This window comes from Ruegeria sp. SCP11, from assembly GCF_040329455.1.
Taxonomy (GTDB): Bacteria; Pseudomonadota; Alphaproteobacteria; order Rhodobacterales; family Rhodobacteraceae; genus Ruegeria; species Ruegeria atlantica_E.
Map to the genome: position 1 here is coordinate 103485 of NZ_JBDZYG010000011.1, position 20075 is coordinate 123559.

Genomic DNA, 20075 nt, shown 5'->3' on the forward strand with positions numbered 1-20075 from the left:
CGCCTCACCCGAAGGCGTTGACCAGGAAGGTTGAGAGCGGTGGGTAGTAGCTGATCAGCAACAGGTCGAAGATCAGCACCAGGATGAACGGCCACACGTTTCTGACGATGTCCTCAATCGACACTTTGGTAATTGCCGAAGCAATGAACAGGTCAACACCCAGGGGCGGTGTGACGGTGCCGATGCTCAAGTTCACAACCATGATGATGCCAAAGACGAGGGGGTCAATGCCAAAGCTCATCGCGGCTGGATACAAAATCGAGGTGAAGATCACGATGGCCGCCGCCGCGTTCATCATGCATCCAACGACCAACAGGAAGATGTTGACGAACAGGATATAGATGATCTGATTGCTGGCGGTATCTGCGAGGTATTGGGAGATGCCTTGCGGAATCTGGTTGATGGTCAGCAGCCAGGCGAAAACATGCGCGCTGTTCATGATGAACATCACCACTGACGAGGACAACACCGCCTTGAAGAAGGCGTTGTACAGTGCCTTGCCGGACAACTCACGAAAGGCGAAGCCGACCAGCAGGCCATAGGCGACAGCCACGATGGCCGCCTCGGTGGGGGTGAAGATACCGCCATAGATGCCGGTAAGGATGATGACCGGCATCATCAGGGGCCAGAAGGCTTGTTTCAGAGAAGCCAGCACAGCGTCGCTACCTTGGAACTCGACTTTTTCGATAGTGGGTTCTCTGCTGGTCAGGAAGTAGTTCAGGATCAGCATGCTGACGCAGATCACGATTCCAGGCAGGAAGCCGGCGAGAAACAAGTCTGAGATCGAAACGCCAGTAACAACGCCGTAAAGGATCAGCAGGATCGAGGGTGGAATGATCATTCCCGTCACTCCCGCAGCCGCGATAGTGGCGGCGATGAAGGCGGGGCGATAGCCCTTTTCAGTCATCGGCTCATTCATGACGCCGCCGATGGCTGCCACGGTGGCTGCGTTCGATCCCGACAGCGCAGCAAAGAAGCTGGACGCCAAGATCGCAACGGCCCCGAGGCCACCGCTGACGTGACCCACCAGCGACTGGGCGAAGTTCACTAGTCGTCGCGACATACCGCCAGTCGACATAACCTCGCCGGCCAGGATGAAGAACGGGATCGCGAGCAGCGGGAACGAGTTGTTCGAATGCGCGATCTTCTGAGCGATGATTTCGAGGGTGATGTCACTGACCAGGAGGCCTGCGACCGTCGACATGCCCAATGCGACCGCAATCGGTACACGCAGGATCATCAGGACGACAAGAGTGACAAAGATGGATGCAATGATCATTGCTGGCTCTCTTTCATTCTGTGCATATCGAGCGACTTCAGTGGTCGTCGACGGCCAGTTCAGAGACCGGCAGCGTAAGTTGGGAAACCAAAGTCTCGACCGTGAACAGCAGCCCGAACAGGGCACCAACCGGTACAGCCGCAAAGACCCAGGCCATAGATATTTGCATCGCGGGCGAGATCTGGCTGAGGGCGCTGATGGTCGAAGCCAAGCCGGTTTCGATGAGAATGGCCAGGAACACCACTGTCACTACCGATGCAAAGACCAGTGCGGCCCGTTTCAGCCCGTCGGGCATTGCCTTGACCAGAATGCCGATTGCGGCGTGGATGTTGCGGCGCAGTCCGATGGCCGAGCCGATGGCGATCAACCACACGAACAGATAACGGATCATCTCGTCGGGGAAGGCAAGCGAACTTTGGATGACAAAGCGGAACAGCACTGTCAGCACGCCAAGCCCGAGCATGATGGCGAAGGCCAGCACGCAGGCCGCCGCCAGAACTCTTTCGATTTGGTTCATGAGGGACTTTACGAAGGTCATTTTGGAAAGCCTTTCATGTTCTGGCGACGGATTGATTTACTGTGTGTTCACAACAGCTTCGATCAGGTCCGGGCCCAGCTTGTCGCTGTATTCTTCCCAGACTGTCGCCATCTTGTCCTGAAACGCTTTGGCCTGTTCCGGCGACAGACGAGTCACGGTCATGCCGTCTGCTTCCATCTCGGTCAGGTACTGTGCTTCGACACGGTTGATCTCTTCACGTTCCCAGTCTTGGGTTTCCTTGGCCACGGTGACCAGCAACTCCTGGACCTCAGGCGGGAAATCAGAGAATTTCTTGTCGTTTACCAGGAACATGATGCCAGCCCACTGATGGTTGGACAGTGTGATGTTGTTCTGCACCTTGTCGAACCCAAACGCCTTGACGTTGCCGACCGGGTTATCCTGACCGTCGACTGTGCCCTGTTGTAGGCCGGTGAACACCTCGGACAGAGCCATAGGGGTCGGGTTTGCACCCAGCGCGGCAAAGGTGGCTACATTCAGTGGGTTGTTGACCACGCGGAACTTGACGCCTTTCATGTCATCTGGCGTTTCGATTTTTTTGTCGCGGGTGGTGATGGTGCGGAAACCGCTTTCATACATGCCCAGCGTCCGGATGCCGATCTGACCGCGCATGTCCTCGAACAGACCCTGCCCGACTTCGCCGTCGGAAACGGCATAGGCGTGCTCGCGGTCGCGGAAAATGAAAGGCAGATAGAAGATGTCGAGCTTCGGATAGAAGCTTGCGACATTGGTGGTCGGCACCAGCGCGATGTCGACAACTTTGATGCGCATCTGTTCAACCAGATCGCGCGATGACCCGATGGTGCCGTTCGGGAACAATTGTATGGTGATGTTGCCACCGCTGCGTTCATTAACTGTGTCGGCGAATTTCTGAGCGCCAAGAGCCAAAGGATGCGCTTCGTTATAGGGATGCCCGAATTTCAGGGTCATCTCGGGATAGTCCTGTGCGACCGCGTCACCGCTTGTCGAAAAGACCAGTGCGCTGGCAAACACTGCGGTTGCCAGCGCGCGCGCTGTGTGCCCAACCCGGGTCAGAATGTGGGGCTTGATGGGTTCGTACATTTTTGTCCTCTCCTGGATTTGAAGTGCGGGATATTGTTATTGGCATACTCGCTCCGACCCGCATCAGGGCTGAGTTATCTGCTGTGTGAGTGAAGTGGTTCCGTCAGCATTTCCATTTCCCGATCGCTGGGCGGGATGAACATCCGCTGCCAGATGATCGGTGCGCGACGGAAGGTTTCGCTTTGAATCGTAAGGATCAGCCCGAACATACCGATCGGCATGTTGATCAGGCGCGCCACACGCGGCGGGAAAGTTCCGCATAACATTGTCTGTTTCGTGTGTACGGTCGGAACGTTCATTTTATCTGCCAACATGTCCCGGACTGACACGCCATCCAGATCCGCAAATTCCATCTCCAACAGAGGTGCGAACCGGGTTGCGGGCAGATAAAGCTCACTGAAGATTTCAAACTCGCGGTTGACGCTGATCAGCCGGCGTATTTTCACATAGCCTTTTGGATCATCACCCAGTGATTGCGTCCACGGGCCGGTATCCGCTGTGTGCTCCAGACTTTCCGTCTCAAAGAACACAGGTAAAAGAGTTTCGCCGTCGTCACTGCGGAATCGGAAGTGGCGCAAATGCTCCTCTGGTGGGCGAGCACCGGAAACAAATGTGCCCGAACCATGAACGCGAACCACAACACCTTGATTGGCGAGATTGCGCAGAGCCCGCTGTACCGTACCAAGGCTGTATCCAAGTTCCGATGCCAGTTGATCTTCGGAAGGCAGCCGGTCACCGGGACGTAGCTTACCATTCTCGATATCAGCCATCAGCGTATCGGCTATCACCTGATACTTGGTTTTTGTGCGCGAAACAGAATCGTTTGGGGACATGGTCGGGCTCCTGTTGCAAATACCTATATAGGAGTTGTGAATATCTCACAACATTTGATTTCGACTCCTTCGACTTTAGCATTAATGGGAGGTGCGCGCTCGACTTTTTGGGGCAATTGATCTTGAAAATACCAATTTTTATTAATGTGTTAGGGGCGTCTTTGGCAATATTGCGCGGAATTGCAGGAAGGGGGTGCCGATCCCTAGCTGGTGGTTACTCAGCTTCTTGTCGTCCAGTATAAACAACATATATCTGGCAAAAATTCCCATAACCTATATAGGACTGACGCATAAGTAGCGAATTGATTCGCAAACTTGGCACCTCACTCCCCTGGAGAACGCAATGCCCGGCAGAGTCCTGCACATCTTTAATGCATTTTCCCCTATTCGTCCGTGGATGAGCGGATTGAAACGAGAGTCGATAGGGAAAGATGCAATTGCAGGCTTTACCAATGCAGCGATTGTTTTGCCGCAGGGGGTAGCATTTGCGGTTATTGCAGGCCTTCCACCGGAATACGGCCTCTATACCGCGATGATCACACCGGTCATCGCGGCAATCTGGGGCGCTTCGATGGTAATGGTGTCGGGGCCGACCACGGCCATTTCGGCTGTTATGTTCGCGACCCTATCGGGAATGGCCCCACCCGGAACACCCGACTACGTCACCTTGGCCCTGACCCTGACGATCCTGGTCGGCCTGTTCCAGATTGTAGCTGGCTTGATGCGTTTGGGTGCGCTGATCTCATTTATCTCACACTCAGTCATGGTTGGCTTTACCGCCGCAGCTGCGGTTCTGATCGCCGTCTCGCAAATCAGCAATGCCCTCGGCGTTGAGCGTGGCGGAGATGGCGTGATCGACCGGATCTCTCATGTTTTCGAAAACACTCATCAGGTGAGCCCGCTGGCAGCAGTTCTGGCGATTGCCACCTTTCTGAGTATTTTCCTCATATCCAGACTGAATAGGCGGCTTCCGGCATATTTTCTGGCGCTTGTCTTCGGTTCTGGCCTTGGATGGCTGCTGAACGCATCGGAAAAAGGTATAGCGATGTTCAGCGCCCTGCCTTCAGTCATTCCGTCCTTTGCAGTGCCGGATTTTGATCTGGACATGCTGTCCACCCTCGCGCCGGGAGCGGCCACCGTCGCCTTTATCGGACTGCTCGAGGCAATATCGATCGGACGCGCATTTGCGATACGGAGGGGTGAGAAATACGACTCCAACCAGGAAATTGTGGGGCAGGGTCTGTCTAACGCGGTTGGAGGTTTTGTGCAGGCCTATGCGGGGTCTGGGTCGTTCACGCGGTCGGGGCTAAACGCTGAATCGGGGGCACGAACACCGCTGTCAGCCATATTTGCTGCAGTATTCTTGCTGCTTCTGTTGCTGGTTGTGTCGCCGTGGGTCACCTATGTCCCAGTGCCGGTGATGGCAGGCATTATCATGTATGTGGCGTTCAAGCTTATACATGTCGGAGAAATCCGGCACATTCTGGATAACAGCCGCAGTGACACGCTCATTCTGGTCATCACCTTTCTGACCGGGATTACCACCCATTTGGATACCGCCATCGTGGTCGGAACCATCACCTCGCTTACTGTGTTCCTGCGTCAGAGTTCAGCTCCCTTCGTGGCGGTTTTAGCGCCGGCTCTTGAAAAGGGTCAGCGCAGCTTTCGTAATGTGCAGCTCTATGACTTGCCAGAATGCCCTCAGATTCGCGTTCAAAGAATGGAAGGGCCATTGTTCTTCGGGTCTGTCGAGCAGTTGGAAGCCGCATTTGAAAAAGCCGAAGAACGCGGTCCAGACCAGAAGATCAAGGTGTTTTCCCTCAAGGGCGTGGGCAAGTTGGACTTGGCGGGTGCGGACTTTCTGATTCAGCAAATCAAAGAAGCCCGTCAATCAGGCGGCGATTTTCATGTGGTTGCCATGTATCCAAGCCTGCTGCGCGCATTACATCGCATGCATGTTGTTGAAAAGCTTGGCAAAGACCATCTGCATGTCGCAAAGGGTCACGCCATACAAGCAGCAACAGATCAGGTTGACCTTGATATTTGCAGTAGATGCAAATTACGCGTGTTTACCGAATGCGCAAACAAACCAAAACCGACCGGGTTGTCGTCACAGCCTGAACTAAAACGTATTAATCTGGTTGATCGGTAAATTGTAAACATTGCGTCTGACCCGCAAAACGATGCCTACATAAGTCAGGGTGGATAGTTTTGAGCCCGTCAAGTTTTCCTGGCGTTTGCAACATGGATTCTGACCTATCATGAACGTCCGGTTGCACCGTCTTTTTTCAATGTTTTGGCCAGAGTGCTCAAGGTTCGGTAGACGTCACCTGCCTCGGGATGCCAGCGCGCAACATCATTGCCTTGAGAGGTAACAACCTTTTCGTCTCCCCGGGCTGCCGGGCCTGTCAGGGCGTCTTGCGGCCCAAGGGCAATGACATTCTCAACGGTACTTTCCAGCAGTTTTGCGTTCAGTAAGGGAATAATGTCATCCGCCACACCTGCTTTGGCCCAAGCTTCACGTGCAATCGCCTGCAACACGACGGTGAAATTGTTCGAGATTACAGCCGCCGCGTGATAGAGGCTTTTTCCTTCCGAATGGATTGAAAAACATGAGGCGCCCAAGCTTTCCAGCACTGGTTGAAGGAATGCGATGGCATCCTCATCTCCTTCGAGACCACAAAGCGCACCCTTGAACTGGTCTTTTGCCTTGTCGGGGTGAGCAAAGGACAAGACTGGGTGAACGCTGGCCAGGCACCAATTCAACTGGCGCAGAGGCATCATCTCGTCGGCCGGAAAAAATCCGCTGCAGTGAAACGCAATTGACGGTTGGTCCGCATCCGCCCCAGCCAGTGTTTTTGCAAGTGCAGATGCAACGGCTGAAATCTGAGTATCCGGAACTGCAATGATCCAAAGATCGGCGCGCCGCAGATCGGATATATGTTCCACAGCCCGACCTGCGCCAAGCTGTTGAACAACTTGTTGCGCAGAAGCGTAATTTGCGCTCAGCACATCCTGTATCTGGCAATCCGCAGAAGCGTTCAGCAAGGTCAGGAAAGTTTGCCCGACCCGACCTGCCCCGATCACGTTTACTTTGTTTCGGTTCATTTCCGCTTGTCCCTCAGGTTCAGTTTTCTGGGTCAAACCTACATTAAATACACCTGAGCCTGGGCGCTAGCTGACCTTGGAATTGGCGCACGGCACCGCAGCCCCACTGCGACCATGCACGTGTCCCGAGTTTTCGTATGCAAGTTGGGCTCAGGACACATAATCAGTAAATGCAATTGCCACGCATCTGCTTTGGGAGCTGGTTGTGTTGGGTGGTGATGTCAGCCGAGCTGAATGAAAACCTGGCCCTCCTCGATCCTGACCGGATAGGTTCTCAGATCTTCGGTGCAAGGAGCCGACAGCGCTTTGCCGGTGCAGATGTCGAACCGGCCGCCATGCAAGGGGCATTCGATGATGCAATCAATGACCAGCCCGTCTTCCAGATGCTGCTCTTCGTGGGTGCAATGGCCGTCAGTGGCAAAGAAGCCTTTTTCGGTGTTGTAGATCGCATAGGTTTGACCACCGTGATCCCAGCGGATCAGGTCCTCTTCGTCGATGTCATCGGTGCTGCATGCCTGTATCCAGTCGCTCATGTGCCTAGACCTCTTTCGTCATCAGTTCTTCTTCAAAGGGATATCGTGACAGGGTGATCGGGCCGCTTTCCGTGACCAGTACCATGTCTTCGAGTTTCACACCCTCGACCCCGCCGATCTCGCCGATATAGCTTTCGACGCAAATCACCATGCCGGGCTCAAGCTGGCCGTCGTAGAATTCCGGGTGATCAGGGGAATGCAGGATCACCGGCCATTCATCGGCCATGCCCAGACCATGCATCATGCAGGGGTAAGGTTGATCGCCAAAACCCGCAGGCGGAAGATGGCGGTTCAGCGCGATGTCGGAATACGCCGCACCGCTCTGGACCAGCTTTGTATTCTCCATCACCTCGGTATGCGCCATAGTGTACAGGCTTTTTTGATAGTCAGACGGTCGTCCCGGCCCGCAGCGGAAGGCGCGTGAGATATCGGCGCCATAGCTGAACGGCCCAACCATGCCGCAATCAAACACGACCAGATCACCGGCACGGATCATGCGGGATGACGCCTCTTGCTGCCACGGGTTCGTCCGCTCGCCCGAGGCCAACAGGCGGTAATCCAGCCATTCTCCGCCGCCCTCGATCAGGGCCGACCACATATGCGCCCACAGCTCTTGCTCCATCACGCCATTGCGAAGATTGTCGCGCATCCGGGTCATGCCATCCTCAGCCACCGCGATGGTCAGGTTCATGGCAAGGATTTCCTCGGGAGACTTGATCTTACGGGCATGGGCCAGAACCGGGGCGACATCCGAAACCACGTGGCCCTTTTCGACCAAAGCCTGCTCGGCATGGAACCCGGCGCGCTCGACGGCGATTTTCTTTTTGCCCTGACCGCAGTGCTTCTGGATCAGATCATCCATCTGATCGGCCCATTTGCGCGTCCACTCGTCATGGCGCGGGCCCGCAAACATGTAAGACAGCGGCAACAGGTCGTCGCGGATCTCGTCGATGGTTTCCAACGTGCTGCCGGTGTTTCTTCCGGGCTCGGAGTCGAAATAAACCACCGGACCATCAGCGGGCATGAACAGATACCCGGCCTGAATATGCATCTGAAACAGGGTGCAGTTGCGCACGCCGGTTGCGTAGCGGATTGATAGCGGCTCGACCAGGATGATCGCGTCGAAGCCCTGCGCCCTGATCTGTTCCCGCAACCGGTTCTGGCGAAACCTGCGCATGCGCGGCACGTCGATCATCCCTTCGGTATCGACGGCCTGCATTGGCGGTGTAATCCAGGCAGCCTGTTCAAGCGTCAATGGCTGGGGCTTGGCGGCAAAGGCCTGGCTATAGTCGGTGGCGTCGTTCATTGGTGCGTCGGTGTCCATTTATCGAGGGCTTCGAGGAACTTTTCCTTCTCGGCTGCATGCATCGAGATATTGGTCTGCGGATAGGGGAAGTTACCTGCGGTGACTTCAACGTGGAACTTTCCCAGTGCGGCGACGCGTTCAGTGTGAATCTGCTTGTGCAGGCGACCGACCTGACCAAAGGCGTAGGCGTGTTTCGGTGGTTTGTCTTCTTCGCTCGTCTCACCGCAGACGTCGGCCAGGAACGAGAAGATGGCGTCCCCGGCCATGCCCGAGCCTAGGGAAAACGTGACGACCGTAGTCTTGTCGTTCACCGCCGCAAGGACTTCTTCGGCGATACACTCAGCTTCGACCGCAAAGACGCCGACGTCTTCCATGCGCTTCAGCGTGGTCCAGATTTCCATCGCCTCGTCCGCCTTGCGGCCAAAGGCGCGGAGGCCGCCGCAGTGATGGCTGAAGGTGGGGATCAGACCGATATGGCTTTGTACTGGAATACCTTCGCGGGCCATACGCTCCATCACGTCGAAGGACCGCAGAGTGTAGTACATGTCGGCCCCACGCCGCATCGCTTCAAAAGCATGGGCAACGATTTCATCGTCCGACCCGAACTGGGCCCAGCTGGATCCGGCACCGGTGAAATGGGCCGGGGCCAGTTCGCGCACGTCTTCCATCTGATCGGTGCCAACCACGAACAAGTCGATGCCAGCCTCAACGCAAGCTGTAATCTGGTCCCGGTCCGCCGGATTGGCCATCGACAATTTTTTGCCCGAGCCTTTCAGTGCCTTCAGATCGGCGACCGTATAGTTGCGGACCGCCGGGTTGCGGCTGAAATCATAGATCCGCTTCATTTACATTGTCCTTTCTGCAACACGCTCAATCGGCCCGCCGTCAGTAATCATGTGGGGCGCCTGCCTGATTGATCCTGCCTTGGTCGATAAGCCCAGCGAACGGCGGAGCGTGACAACGAAGACCTCCCAGTTGGTGCAGAGAAATCCGGGATCGGGTTCGGGCAGCTGGTCCTGCACCGCTTTGGCCAGCTTGGGCAGGGCGTGGAACGGCACCTGCGGATAGAGGTGATGTTCGACGTGGTTGTTCATGTTCATGTATAGGAAGTTGGCCAGCCAGTGCCCGCGGAAAGACCGTGTGCTTTCCAGGATCGAGGGCGAATTCTCCTGCAGTTCGACATGCTGGATAAGCGTAAACAGCAACATAACAGGTGCGCCCATGATGCGCGGGATCACGATGAACCAGACCGGCCACCAGATGCCCGCAAACGGAGCCACCGCGATCACCGCGTAAATCACCAGCATGATCCGCGCATTGCGGGTCATTTTCGCGAACTCGTTCTCGGGCGTCACCATTTTCATGGTGTCGGTGTAGTGACCGATGGCCAGATGCCAGAATACCTGCATATGAAAGCGCAGCAGTCCAAAGCCGGTGATCTCAGTCAGCCAGCCGCCGAAACCCATCGGCGTGTCAAACGGCATCTGGCTGTCTTTGCCCACATGCCATGTGTGCGTGTGGTGATTGGTGTGGGTGTAACGCCGGTGCAACGGTTCTTCCATATACAGCAGCGATGTGACCCACAGAACGGTCTCGTTCAGCCAGCGGGTGCGGAAGGCAGTGCCATGCGCCGCTTCGTGACTGAAGGAATAGGCAGGCACCGTCAGCACGACGCCATGGACGAACATGGCAGGCCAGACCCAGAGCATGCCAAGGCTCAGCCAGACCAGCGTACCGGTCAGGCCAAGGGCCACCGCCCATTTGGCTAGATAGATCAGACCCGGGCGATCAGACCGGGCGGCGATGGACTTCAGGGTTTTCTTGTCCAGCTTCACACCGGAAGAAGCCGCATTCGTGGGGACGTAGTCTGGCATGATCTCAGCTCGCGTAATCGTCGTTTTCGTGGTCGAGAATGGCCTTCAGCTCGGCCAGGTGGCGGTCGGCCTGATCGGGGTAATCTTCCAGTTCCTGCGCGGTCTTCTCGGCGATCTCGTCCGACAGGACGCGCAGCGGCACGTTGCATTGCAGCGCGCGGATATAGGTCTCGGCAGCGCGCTCGAAGTAGTAGAGGCGGTTGAACGTGTCCGCGACGCTGTTGCCCATGACCAGAACGCCATGGTTGCCCATAATCATGACCTTCTTTTTCGGGTCCTGAAGGGCTGCGGCGCAGCGCTCGCCCTCTTCGTCAAAGGCCAGCCCGCCGAATTGCTCGTCGACTACATAGCGGTTGAAAAAGGTCGCAGTATTCTGGTCGATCGGCGGCAGGGTACTGTCCGCCAGGCAAGCCAAAACGGTGGAATGGATAGAATGTACATGCATCAGGCAGCGGTGATGCGGACAGTGGCGATGGACCGAGCCGTGCAGCCCCCAAGCGGTCGGGTCCGGCGCGCCAGGGCGATCCAGCGTATCGGGATCGTTCGCGTCCAGCAACAACAGATCTGAGGCCCGGATACGGCTGAAATGCATCTGATTGGGATTCATCAGGAATTGTGTGCCGTCATCGTTGACTGCCAAGGAAAAGTGGTTGGCGACCGCTTCGTGCATGTTCAGCCGAGCGGTCCAGCGAAAAGTCGCGGCCAGATCTGTTCTTTCCGACCAATGAGTCAGGTTCTCGGAATGCGCGGTTTGCAGCATTTGGCATCTCCTCCAGATTTCAAAAAGAGATGCCCCACGATGTGGTTTGGTGACAAATGATGAATCTTTGGTTATGCCATTAAAAAAATTAATGGAGTAATCATGCATGATTGACCCAGCGTCGGGATTGCCTCCTTTGACCTGGCTGCGTGCCTTTGAAGAAAGCGCCCGCCACCTGAGTTTTACCCGGGCGGCAAATGAGCTTGGATTGACTCAATCCGCCGTCAGCCAGCATGTGCGGAACCTCGAAGCCTATCTTGGGCGAGATTTATTTGTTCGCAAAACCAGAATGTTAGAGTTGACCGAGGACGGTGCGAACTATTTGCCCAGTATCCGTGAGGCCTTTGCCCTGATTGCCAGCGGCACCCGCGCTTTTACCGGTTCCCCCAGCGGCGAGATCGTCCGGGTGCAGTGCAATATGGCGTTTTCCGTCTTTTGGCTGACACCGCGCCTTCACCGGCTTTATGCACGGTATCCCTGGCTTGTTCTCGACATCGTTACTCCGATCTGGGATCCAGAACGACACGCGTCGCAGGCGGCGATGGAAATTCGCTTTGGTCGCCCCGAAGAAATGCCTGAGTCAGCCGAGAGATTGACCACGGACAACTTCTTTCCCGTTTGCACGCCGGATTATCAAAACGGCAACGTGAATCTGGAAACGGCAATTTTGTTCGATTGCGCCGGAACAACTGGCACATGGGAGGCCTGGTGTCAGGCCGGAGGTCTGAAATTTAACAGGTCCGGACATATCAATCTGGCGTCCACCTACGTAATTTCTGTCAATGCGGCACTGAACAACGCAGGAATGGCAATGGCCCACGATTCACTGGTGTCCGATTTGCTGGAAAAAGGGCAATTGGTTCGGCCCTTTGAGGCTGAGGTAAAGCTAGCCGAAGGGTACTATCTGTTTCCGCCGTCTCCGCATGCAATGACCCCTGCACGCGAAGCCTTTTTAAACTGGCTTCGCGAAGAAACAGAGAGCGGAATTGAAACAGTTCTCTAACCGATTGATCCAACGCCAGTCGGAGGTGGTTCAGTCGTAGGCAGCCGTCACAATCATCTCAACCTTCAGTACATTGCGCGCGAGCTTGGACTCTCCGCAGGCACGGGCTGGAGCGTGGCCTTCGGGCACCCAGGCGTCCCAAACGGCGTTCATCTCAGCAAAGTCTGCCATGTCGGCCAGCCAGATTTCGCATTTCAGAATCCGCGTCTTGTCACTGCCGGCTTTGGTCAACAGGTCTTCAACCTTAGCCAGGATGTCGCGTGTTTGTTCAGCGACTGTAGATGCGTCCGAAATCTGGCCGCACAGATAGGCGACGCCGTTATGCTTGACGATCCTGCTCATGCGCTGGCCGGTTTCAATTCGGGTGATAGTCATGTCTTGTATCTTTCCAGTTTGGGAAACTTGCGGTGATTTTCGTTGACGCCAAAATAGCGATTGGCAGATAAGGTTTTTTTCGCGTCCTGCGATAAAAAACCCAAGGCGCAAGTAGGTAGGGTTTCGGGACTGTTTTGGTTGGTTTTACGATAGGTTGTCTACCAACTCGTTTTGATACCCGAAGAGCGCAGGCAACCCACCCGTGTGCAACATGACGACTTTCTGCCCGGGTTGAATTTCTCCTGCACTCACCAGATGCAGTAACCCCGCGAAGGTTTTCGCGGAATAGACTGGATCAAGGAATATTCCTTCGGTGCGCGCCATTTTTTCCAATGCAGCGCGAGTCATTCCGCTTACTTTGCCGTAACCGGGGGGCAACGCTTCATCCAGTACGTTGATCCTGTCCTGCAAAGGCGCTGCGTCGATACCTAGCAAATCCGCCAGTTTCTGCAGGACGGTACTCATTCGGGCCTGTTGCTTTTCGCGATTCCTGCGCACGCAGACCCCAAACACAGAACCGGCGTTATCTTCCAGGGCTATTCCCGTCAACAAGCCTCCATGTGTGGCTCCGCTACCAGACGGGACGACGACCGCATCGAAGTCTGGCATCTGCTGGCACAATTCCTGTCCGGCGACGACATAGCCCAAGGCACCCAAGGGGGGATGGTTCAACCCCAGGTGAATGACATAGGGTTTGCGCCCTTGAGCTTTCAGTTCCTCGGCGCGCGCGTGTAACGCAGCGTCCGCGCCGGTTTCGTCTTCACCCTCGGGATAGCTCATATGTTCGGCGCCCAGTATCTGTGCCAACAAGACATTACCGGAACTGTAGTATTCCTCGCCCATATCCGGCACACGCTCTTCCAGTTGCAGCACGGATTGCATGCCCAATTTGGCGGCAGCGGCTGCCGCGGTCCGAACGAAGTTGGACTGAACAGCGCCAGTGATCAGAATGGTATCGGCACCTTGCTGAAGTGCATCCCCAAAATAGAACTCGAGCTGCCGCGTTTTATTTCCACCGAACCCCAACCCGGTCAGGTCATCGCGTTTCAGCCAAAGGTCTATCCCCAATTCCGAAGACAATCTGTCCAACTGTTCCAAGGGTGTTGCACCAGACATGAGTTGGGCTCGTGGAAATTTGTCCAAGTTGTTACTTTGTGTCATCGTCTGCCCTTCGATTTTACGCGATCGTAAATGCGCGATGAAAGAGAACACAGCAGGCTATCAAAGAGACCACGCGGATAGCTGCTGTGACGAGCGATTGTGGCAAGTACGGGCCTATGACGCGACCAAGGAGGCTACCTATCAGTGTGAGTGCAACGAAGCCCCATAGTTGCGGTCCATAAGTGAACGCCTGCGCCTCTGACAGGCTGTGCAAAAGAAATGCGATGCCGTACGCCACCAGCGCAATGGGTTGAACCAGCTTTGCAACCTCTTTGGCTGAGCGGCCTTTCGCAATCAATCCGAAAACCATAAGAGGGCCGGGGGTCGCCGCCCAAACGGTTGCCAGTCCAGACAATCCAGAGACAGCTGAAAATCCCCCGGTTCCAATTGAGCGGCGCAAGGGCAGCAAGGTTGTAAGAAGCCCGATCAGCAACAGGCTGGCCGTCAAGCCAAGAACAAACGCCTCGCTCAACAAGGGGTAGACGGCGAGGCCTGCAACCACTCCAATGAGGCATCCGATGATTGCTGTTCGAATTGTCGGTCTGTCGGCCTTGAGCACGTGCCGGTCAGTCGCCACCGCCGATACAACGGTGTTCAACAGCAGCAGTACGGGAACCGCCGTCGATGTCCCAAGCAGGATCATCATCGGTGGCCCCGCAATGATGCTAAACCCAATGCCAACGCCGACTTGCAGCATTGCGCCAAGACCGATGGCAGCCATCAGGATGGCAAAGTCAACGGACACTAAAATCCCCCACGTCCCGCGCGATACTACTATCCCTTTACGCCCAAGGCATAATGCCGCCATAGGCTTGGCGCGTCGCAACGGTATGCGCCATCTGCGCCAGTGTCGTCAAATCGAAGACTGGAAGTTGCAGCTCTGCCTGAAGGCGCGCGGCATATGGCGGCAAATCGGTACACTCCAGTACCAGCGACCGAATTTCAGGTGTTTGGTGTTTTAGTCGCCGCGCCGCCTCTAGAACTTCGGCCTCGATCAGATCGGTGTCCATGCGGGTCCGTGTGTTCCGCAAGATCACCTCAGCGAATTCGCTGGTATCCTCCAACCCTTGTACCGCAACGGGAATACCAGCCGCTCCGACACCTTCGAAATGCCTCGGCGTCAGTGCTGACGCATCAGCGGTCAGAACGCCCACCGGAGCATTCGCTCCGGTCATGTGAAATGCCAGAGGCACCTGGATCAGGCTGGACGCAAAGATAGGCACAGAAACAGCCGCGGCCAGTTCCTTTTGAAACAAAGCCAGAAATCCGCAGCTTCCTGTGATGGCTCGAACGCCCTCGGCCTCAAGCCGCCGCGCGCCCTCGATAAAGGGGGCCAGCAGTTCGGGCGTGGGGTTGTTTAGCAGGGTCGGGACGGTGATGCCGTCGATCATTTCATAGAGCACCGGAAACGGAAGGCTGGACGGGTTCTTGATATGCCCGGGCGGTTTTGGGAAATAGCTTTCTAGGCACAAAACCCCGATCGAAGCCCCGCAGATGTTTTGACCACCTTCGTATATTGGCATGGTGCTTAGGTCCTTTCGAATTGGAGATTTAGAATCGGGCCAGCGAGAATGGGTCCAAACTGATATTTGGGCTGCGATCAGACACGAGATCCGCCACAAGCTCTCCGGTCTTCGGTGCCATCATCAGGCCATAGTGAGAATGCCCGAACGCAGTGTAGAGCCCCTCTTTGCCATTGAGCGGTCCAATCGCGGGCAGGCTGTCGGGAAAAGAGGGACGCCGTCCCATCCAGAACTGTGCTTCGTCTGTATTAAGGTCCGGTACCAAGGATTTGGCCTGATCGGTCAGTATCTTTTCCTTTCGCGGATCGGCCGGGGCATCAACGCTGCCAAATTCAGCAGTGCCGGCAACCCGCAGGCCGCCCTGCATCGAACTTGCGACGACCTTTGCATCCACATCCATGACGGAATTGTTCAGCACAGCTGAAGGGCTTGGGAATTCAACATGGTAGCCCCGTTCGGCAACTAGTGGCACGGGTAGTCCGAGGGGTTTCAGCAGATCGGCAGACCACACTCCGGCCGCAAGGACAACATTGCGCGCACGCAACGTGTCTTGCGACGTGGCAAGCTGCCACCCGTTATCCTCGGCGCGGCTCAGCTTAGTGACTTCGGTCCGAACGAATTCAGCACCTTGGGCACGCGCTTTTTCGGCTAAAACCGCGCCCAACCGTCCCGGAGAAGTTGCACGCGCCTGGCCTTTGATCACAATCGCGGCCTTGAACTCCTCCGACAGCGCGGGTTCAAGGCGCCGTAACTCCGCGCCGTCGACACGCTCCAACTCGCCGCCTTTTTCCCGGCGGATCAGATAACCAAGCCCGTCTAGGTCGGCCTCTTCCGGGTTACGGAACGCGTGGATATAGTAGCTGTCTGCGATCAGGTCTTCGTGCCCGGTACCTAGCAGATGCCGACGGTATAGGTCGATGGATGGGCGACATAAAATCTCCATCGCATCCGAGACTTCGCGCACAGACTTTTCGCCGGACTTGCCCAGAAAGCGCAGCCCCCACGGTATCATCTTCGGCCAGAAGGCAGGCCGCACCGACAGCGCGCTTTTGGGGTCCATCAGCATCTGCGGCAGCTTCTTCCAAATGCCCGGAACCGCTTGCGGAATGATCGACCACGGCGAAACCACGCCCGCATTCCCGAACGAGGTTTCCTGCCCCGGCTCACCCCGGTCGATAAGCCGGACCGGGATGCCGCGTTCTTGCAGGGACAGGGCGCAGCAGATGCCGACGATCCCAGCGCCGATGATGGTGACTTGTTCGGTCATCGTGTCACGCCGGAGAATGGCTGCGATTGCGGGCGATCAACTGGGTGACGATGACCGGCGAGGCCACGGCCAGCGCGATCAGATCCGCAGTCAGGCTTGGTGCGACGAAAATAACCCCGGCGATTGCCATCAGAACACGCGATGCAATGTTCATTGGTTGCAGCCAATAGCCCACCACTGCGGCCGACAGCGCGATCACCCCTGCAATACAGCTGGCTGCGGTGTAGGTGAACTCCCAAAGATTGAACCCGGTCGATGACACGAACAGTAGAACCGGAGCGTAGACAAAAGCCATCGGCGCGATCACCTTGCCCAGTCCAAGCGTAAAGGCGGATAGCCCGGTTCGGAATGGGTTCGAGTTGGCAATGGCCGCAGCCGCGTAGGCCGATGTACAGACCGGGGGCGTGATCTCGGACACCACACCGTAATAAAGAACGAACAGGTGGCTTGCGATCGGCGGAACGCCCAACTGCGCCAGCGCGGGCTGGGCGACGGAAACCAGCATGATGTACAGCGCAGTCGTCGGGATGCCTGCGCCCATCAGGATGCAGACAACAGCAATGAAGACGAGCGAGATGAACAGCTGCAGGTCTTCCATTGCAAACAGCTGGAAGCTGCCGAACGAGATCATGTTGTAGAGATCAGCAGCCAGATTGCCCGCGCCTTGCGTGACCATAAAGCCGATGCGGAAGCCGATGCCGGTCGTGTTGATCACGCCCACCACGATGCCAACAGCAGCGGCCGCAGCACCCACGGCCAGCGAGTATTTTACGCCCAACTCGACCGCCTGAAGCATTTCGGGCACTTCGATCCGTTTTTGCGGGTTCAGCGTCGCGACCATGGACAGAGCACACAGGATCGCCGTCATGGCCAGGTCAAACCCGCCATCTGAAAATTTCCATAGCACAAAGGCCAGGAACGCCGCCGCATAGATCAGTGTCGGAGGTTGTTTCAAACGCGACATTCCAGCGATCACGGCTAGCGAGATACCGCAGAAGGCCGACATGAAGGGCGTGTAACCGGTGAACAGCACCACCAACAGGCCGATCAGAGGCACGATGTTGGCCCAGCCTTCGGCCCAGACGGCCTTGAGCTGCGGCAGTTGTTCTTTCGCCAGACCTTTCAGGTTCAGCTTGCGTGCCATCAGGTGCACGACAGCAAAGACGCCGACATAGTGCAGGATGGCCGGGAAGATCGCTGCGATCACGATGGTAGTGTAGGGAACTTCAAGGAACTCGGCCATGATGAAGGCTGCGGCCCCCATGATCGGCGGAGTGATCTGCCCACCAGCTGAAGACGCGGCTTCGACCCCGCCTGCAAAATGGCCGGGGTATCCAAGGCGCTTCATGTTGGGAATTGTCAGCGCGCCGGTCGAAACGGTGTTGGCCACCGAAGAGCCCGAAATCGTGCCGAAGAAGGCCGAGGATACCACCGACACTTTTGCCGGACCGCCGGTATAGCGGCCCGCCAAAATCGTAGCGTTATCGATGAAAAGCTGTCCCAAACCCGTGCGCTGCGCGATTACGCCGAACAACACGAAATGGAACACGATGGTCGAAACAACCCAAAGGGTGACGCCGTAGATGCCTTCCTGCGGGAAATACATCGACGACACGAAGGTTTTGAAATTCACGCCGGGATGTTGCAGCAGGCCGGGGAAATAGGGCCCGAGCAGGGCGTAAGAGATGAAGACACAGATGATCAGCGGCAGCACCCAACCCAAGGTGCGGCGCGCGATGTCCAGCACCAACAGGATGATGATCACGCCTAAGACCACGTCGTAAGTGTTGGGGTTGCCCATGCGGAATGTCTGTTCCTCGATCCCCAGAAACGGAATGCCGCGCCAGGCGACGCCCACATACAGCGCCGCAATGATCCCCAACGCCATGAAGACCAGATCGTAAAGAGGGATGTTGCCGATGCGGAATCGGCTGACCTTAAGCGCATAAAGGCTCTTGGTTCCGATAATCGGGATCGTCGCGTAGACCAGAATGAACAGCAGGGCCAAATAGATGCCCATGTGCCAATGATCTGCCGGCAGTCCAAACCCGGCCGTGAAAAATTCATAAAATGCAAAGATCAGGGCAACGACGCGCAGTACCTTGCCCGTTGTGGGCGTAACTTGCCGGACTGCGGCGCCTTCGTCGAACTGTTCTTCAATGGCGGCCAGTTCCTCGGCCGTCAGTTCGTGGTCATCAAGTTTCTGGGTCTCGGACATGATGGCCTCCCTGTTATTTTAGTGCACTTTGAGATTACGATGCCCCTATTGGGGCACCGCATCTGCAGGTCAGTTCAGTGAGTGGTGGATTAGAGAAGACCTGCTTCTTTGTAGAACTTCTCAGCCCCCGGATGCAGCGGAACACCCAGAGCTTCGACGCCGTCCAGCGCCGTGTCAGGGGTGATCTGCTTGCCCTTGGCATGGCCGTTGTCCAGCAGCTTGCGGGTGTTGTCGTTCCAAAGCGCCTTGGTCAGTTCATAGACCAGTTCGTCGGACAGATCCGAAGAAACAACCAGCATCGCGCTGACTGCAGGGGTCTTGGTTTCGCCGTCGATGCCTTCATAAACGCCGCCCGGAATGGTCGAGGGGATATAGGCCGGGATGATCTCGTTGATCTTTGCCAGATCTTCCTCGCTGAAGGAATGCAGGTTCATGCCCTTGGTCGAGGACAGCTGAACCATCGCGGCAACCGGCCAACCTGCGGCATAGAAATAGGCGTCCAACTGACCGTCGGCCAAACGTTCAGCGCTCTGGCTGTTGTTCAGCTCGGCTTCGTCCATGTTGTCACGGTTGACGCCCCAGGCATCCAGCATTTGCAGAACGGCAACCTGCGTGCCCGAACCCGCCTGTGCGATACCAACGCGCTTGCCTTCCAGATCGCCCAGATCATTGATCGTCTGACCCGCTGGCAGAACCAGGTGCAGATCTTCAGGGAAAAGGTTGGCCACGATGCGCAGCTTGGGGTGAGGTTTGCCCTCGAACTTGCCTTCACCCAGATACATCGAACGGGTGACGTCGGCTGCGGCCAGACCGGCCTCAAGCTCTCCGTTCTGTACAGCCGCGTTGTTGAAGACCGAAGCGGTGGTGGATTGCGCGATTGCGATCAGGCCCGGAACACCGCACTGGCCGCCTTCTTCACACGGACGCGAGCCCGGAGGGGCGGAGATTCCGTTTGCGATGGTGCCGCCGATGGGGAAGTAGGTTCCACCTGCTCCACCGGTCCCGATGCGGAAAAAGGTTGGGTCCTGAGCCAGCGCAGGGGCGGCAAGCGCGCCTGCCAGGGCCAGTCCGGTCAAGGATTTTACGAATTTCATCATCTCATCTCCCTTGTTGGATCGTCGGATTCGGTTTGGCCGAATTTCGATCCCGCAAGCGTAATGGTAAATTTCATAAATACAAATTTGTTATATTTCACAAAACTAAGGTTTGGCTTATAT

General features: G+C 56.3%; 19 protein-coding genes. 2 read left to right on the top strand and 17 right to left on the bottom strand.

What is annotated here, in order from left to right:
- Positions 1-4 precede the first annotated feature (4 nt).
- The 4 genes from ABLN94_RS17145 to ABLN94_RS17160 all read right to left on the bottom strand — a co-directional run bounded on the left by ABLN94_RS17145 (position 5) and on the right by ABLN94_RS17160 (position 3730).
- The gene (locus ABLN94_RS17145; RefSeq protein ID WP_352994579.1) at positions 5-1279 is read right to left on the bottom strand and encodes a TRAP transporter large permease; all 1275 of its coding nucleotides are present in this window, start codon (positions 1277-1279) and stop codon (positions 5-7) included.
- A 37-nt stretch (positions 1280-1316) separates the two neighbouring features.
- On the bottom strand, positions 1317-1817 hold the full coding sequence (locus ABLN94_RS17150) for a TRAP transporter small permease (protein WP_352994581.1): 501 nt from the start codon (positions 1815-1817) through the stop codon (positions 1317-1319).
- 36 nt (positions 1818-1853) lie between these two features.
- The gene (locus ABLN94_RS17155; protein ID WP_352994584.1) at positions 1854-2897 is read right to left on the bottom strand and encodes a TRAP transporter substrate-binding protein; all 1044 of its coding nucleotides are present in this window, start codon (positions 2895-2897) and stop codon (positions 1854-1856) included.
- Between the two features lie 74 nt (positions 2898-2971).
- The gene (locus ABLN94_RS17160; RefSeq protein WP_352994586.1) at positions 2972-3730 is read right to left on the bottom strand and encodes a GntR family transcriptional regulator; all 759 of its coding nucleotides are present in this window, start codon (positions 3728-3730) and stop codon (positions 2972-2974) included.
- A 343-nt stretch (positions 3731-4073) separates the two neighbouring features.
- Here ABLN94_RS17160 and ABLN94_RS17165 point away from each other — a divergent pair, with 343 nt between their 5' ends.
- On the top strand, positions 4074-5882 hold the full coding sequence (locus tag ABLN94_RS17165) for a SulP family inorganic anion transporter (RefSeq protein WP_352994589.1): 1809 nt from the start codon (positions 4074-4076) through the stop codon (positions 5880-5882).
- A 107-nt stretch (positions 5883-5989) separates the two neighbouring features.
- Here ABLN94_RS17165 and ABLN94_RS17170 read toward each other — a convergent pair whose 3' ends face one another.
- The 6 genes from ABLN94_RS17170 to ABLN94_RS17195 form a co-directional block, all read right to left on the bottom strand.
- A complete protein-coding gene (locus ABLN94_RS17170) occupies positions 5990-6838 on the bottom strand; it encodes a Rossmann-like and DUF2520 domain-containing protein (protein WP_352994592.1) in 849 nt (282 codons plus the stop codon).
- Between the two features lie 221 nt (positions 6839-7059).
- Positions 7060-7371, bottom strand: coding sequence for a non-heme iron oxygenase ferredoxin subunit (locus tag ABLN94_RS17175; protein ID WP_352994595.1), 312 nt, complete (start codon positions 7369-7371; stop codon positions 7060-7062).
- A gap of 4 nt (positions 7372-7375) precedes the next feature.
- Positions 7376-8695 carry a M24 family metallopeptidase gene (locus ABLN94_RS17180; protein ID WP_352994597.1) on the bottom strand — a complete coding sequence of 440 codons (1320 nt, stop codon included), beginning with the start codon at positions 8693-8695 and terminating at the stop codon, positions 7376-7378.
- The gene (locus ABLN94_RS17185; protein WP_352994600.1) at positions 8674-9522 is read right to left on the bottom strand and encodes a 3-methyl-2-oxobutanoate hydroxymethyltransferase; all 849 of its coding nucleotides are present in this window, start codon (positions 9520-9522) and stop codon (positions 8674-8676) included. The genes ABLN94_RS17180 and ABLN94_RS17185 overlap by 22 nt, the downstream gene beginning before the upstream one ends.
- Positions 9523-10551, bottom strand: coding sequence for a fatty acid desaturase (locus ABLN94_RS17190; RefSeq protein ID WP_352994603.1), 1029 nt, complete (start codon positions 10549-10551; stop codon positions 9523-9525).
- A 4-nt stretch (positions 10552-10555) separates the two neighbouring features.
- Positions 10556-11311 (bottom strand): class II aldolase and adducin N-terminal domain-containing protein, encoded by a 756-nt coding sequence (locus ABLN94_RS17195; protein WP_352994606.1) that lies wholly within the window; start codon positions 11309-11311, stop codon positions 10556-10558.
- 106 nt (positions 11312-11417) lie between these two features.
- Between ABLN94_RS17195 and ABLN94_RS17200 the strand changes: the two genes are divergently transcribed.
- Entirely contained in the window at positions 11418-12314 is an 897-nt protein-coding gene (locus ABLN94_RS17200; RefSeq protein ID WP_352994608.1) for a LysR family transcriptional regulator, read from the top strand.
- A 30-nt stretch (positions 12315-12344) separates the two neighbouring features.
- Here the strand turns inward: ABLN94_RS17200 and ABLN94_RS17205 are convergent, their stop codons facing one another.
- The 7 genes from ABLN94_RS17205 to ABLN94_RS17235 all read right to left on the bottom strand — a co-directional run bounded on the left by ABLN94_RS17205 (position 12345) and on the right by ABLN94_RS17235 (position 19952).
- Positions 12345-12689, bottom strand: coding sequence for a RidA family protein (locus ABLN94_RS17205; protein WP_352994611.1), 345 nt, complete (start codon positions 12687-12689; stop codon positions 12345-12347).
- Positions 12690-12833: 144 nt separating this feature from the next.
- Positions 12834-13805 (bottom strand): D-cysteine desulfhydrase family protein, encoded by a 972-nt coding sequence (locus ABLN94_RS17210; protein WP_352994614.1) that lies wholly within the window; start codon positions 13803-13805, stop codon positions 12834-12836.
- A gap of 61 nt (positions 13806-13866) precedes the next feature.
- Positions 13867-14595 carry a TSUP family transporter gene (locus tag ABLN94_RS17215; protein WP_352994617.1) on the bottom strand — a complete coding sequence of 243 codons (729 nt, stop codon included), beginning with the start codon at positions 14593-14595 and terminating at the stop codon, positions 13867-13869.
- A gap of 37 nt (positions 14596-14632) precedes the next feature.
- Positions 14633-15373: an aspartate/glutamate racemase family protein gene (locus tag ABLN94_RS17220; protein ID WP_352994620.1), complete on the bottom strand. Its 741-nt coding sequence runs from the start codon at positions 15371-15373 to the stop codon at positions 14633-14635.
- Between the two features lie 28 nt (positions 15374-15401).
- Positions 15402-16640: an NAD(P)/FAD-dependent oxidoreductase gene (locus tag ABLN94_RS17225; protein ID WP_352994623.1), complete on the bottom strand. Its 1239-nt coding sequence runs from the start codon at positions 16638-16640 to the stop codon at positions 15402-15404.
- A 4-nt stretch (positions 16641-16644) separates the two neighbouring features.
- On the bottom strand, positions 16645-18858 hold the full coding sequence (locus ABLN94_RS17230; RefSeq protein WP_352994626.1) for a TRAP transporter permease: 2214 nt from the start codon (positions 18856-18858) through the stop codon (positions 16645-16647).
- An 89-nt stretch (positions 18859-18947) separates the two neighbouring features.
- Positions 18948-19952 carry a TAXI family TRAP transporter solute-binding subunit gene (locus tag ABLN94_RS17235; protein ID WP_352994729.1) on the bottom strand — a complete coding sequence of 335 codons (1005 nt, stop codon included), beginning with the start codon at positions 19950-19952 and terminating at the stop codon, positions 18948-18950.
- Positions 19953-20075 lie beyond the last annotated feature (123 nt).

What these genes read in the sequence shown, in the direction of transcription:
- ABLN94_RS17145 (WP_352994579.1), bottom strand. Translation starts at nt 1,279, where the DNA reads ATGATCATTGCATCCATCTTTGTCACTCTTGTCGTCCTGATGATCCTG.
- ABLN94_RS17150 (WP_352994581.1), bottom strand. Translation starts at nt 1,817, where the DNA reads ATGACCTTCGTAAAGTCCCTCATGAACCAAATCGAAAGAGTTCTGGCG.
- ABLN94_RS17155 (WP_352994584.1), bottom strand. Translation starts at nt 2,897, where the DNA reads ATGTACGAACCCATCAAGCCCCACATTCTGACCCGGGTTGGGCACACA.
- ABLN94_RS17160 (WP_352994586.1), bottom strand. Translation starts at nt 3,730, where the DNA reads ATGTCCCCAAACGATTCTGTTTCGCGCACAAAAACCAAGTATCAGGTG.
- ABLN94_RS17165 (WP_352994589.1), top strand. Translation starts at nt 4,074, where the DNA reads ATGCCCGGCAGAGTCCTGCACATCTTTAATGCATTTTCCCCTATTCGT.
- ABLN94_RS17170 (WP_352994592.1), bottom strand. Translation starts at nt 6,838, where the DNA reads ATGAACCGAAACAAAGTAAACGTGATCGGGGCAGGTCGGGTCGGGCAA.
- ABLN94_RS17175 (WP_352994595.1), bottom strand. Translation starts at nt 7,371, where the DNA reads ATGAGCGACTGGATACAGGCATGCAGCACCGATGACATCGACGAAGAG.
- ABLN94_RS17180 (WP_352994597.1), bottom strand. Translation starts at nt 8,695, where the DNA reads ATGGACACCGACGCACCAATGAACGACGCCACCGACTATAGCCAGGCC.
- ABLN94_RS17185 (WP_352994600.1), bottom strand. Translation starts at nt 9,522, where the DNA reads ATGAAGCGGATCTATGATTTCAGCCGCAACCCGGCGGTCCGCAACTAT.
- ABLN94_RS17190 (WP_352994603.1), bottom strand. Translation starts at nt 10,551, where the DNA reads ATGCCAGACTACGTCCCCACGAATGCGGCTTCTTCCGGTGTGAAGCTG.
- ABLN94_RS17195 (WP_352994606.1), bottom strand. Translation starts at nt 11,311, where the DNA reads ATGCTGCAAACCGCGCATTCCGAGAACCTGACTCATTGGTCGGAAAGA.
- ABLN94_RS17200 (WP_352994608.1), top strand. Translation starts at nt 11,418, where the DNA reads ATGATTGACCCAGCGTCGGGATTGCCTCCTTTGACCTGGCTGCGTGCC.
- ABLN94_RS17205 (WP_352994611.1), bottom strand. Translation starts at nt 12,689, where the DNA reads ATGACTATCACCCGAATTGAAACCGGCCAGCGCATGAGCAGGATCGTC.
- ABLN94_RS17210 (WP_352994614.1), bottom strand. Translation starts at nt 13,805, where the DNA reads ATGTCTGGTGCAACACCCTTGGAACAGTTGGACAGATTGTCTTCGGAA.
- ABLN94_RS17220 (WP_352994620.1), bottom strand. Translation starts at nt 15,373, where the DNA reads ATGCCAATATACGAAGGTGGTCAAAACATCTGCGGGGCTTCGATCGGG.
- ABLN94_RS17225 (WP_352994623.1), bottom strand. Translation starts at nt 16,640, where the DNA reads ATGACCGAACAAGTCACCATCATCGGCGCTGGGATCGTCGGCATCTGC.
- ABLN94_RS17230 (WP_352994626.1), bottom strand. Translation starts at nt 18,858, where the DNA reads ATGTCCGAGACCCAGAAACTTGATGACCACGAACTGACGGCCGAGGAA.
- ABLN94_RS17235 (WP_352994729.1), bottom strand. Translation starts at nt 19,952, where the DNA reads ATGAAATTCGTAAAATCCTTGACCGGACTGGCCCTGGCAGGCGCGCTT.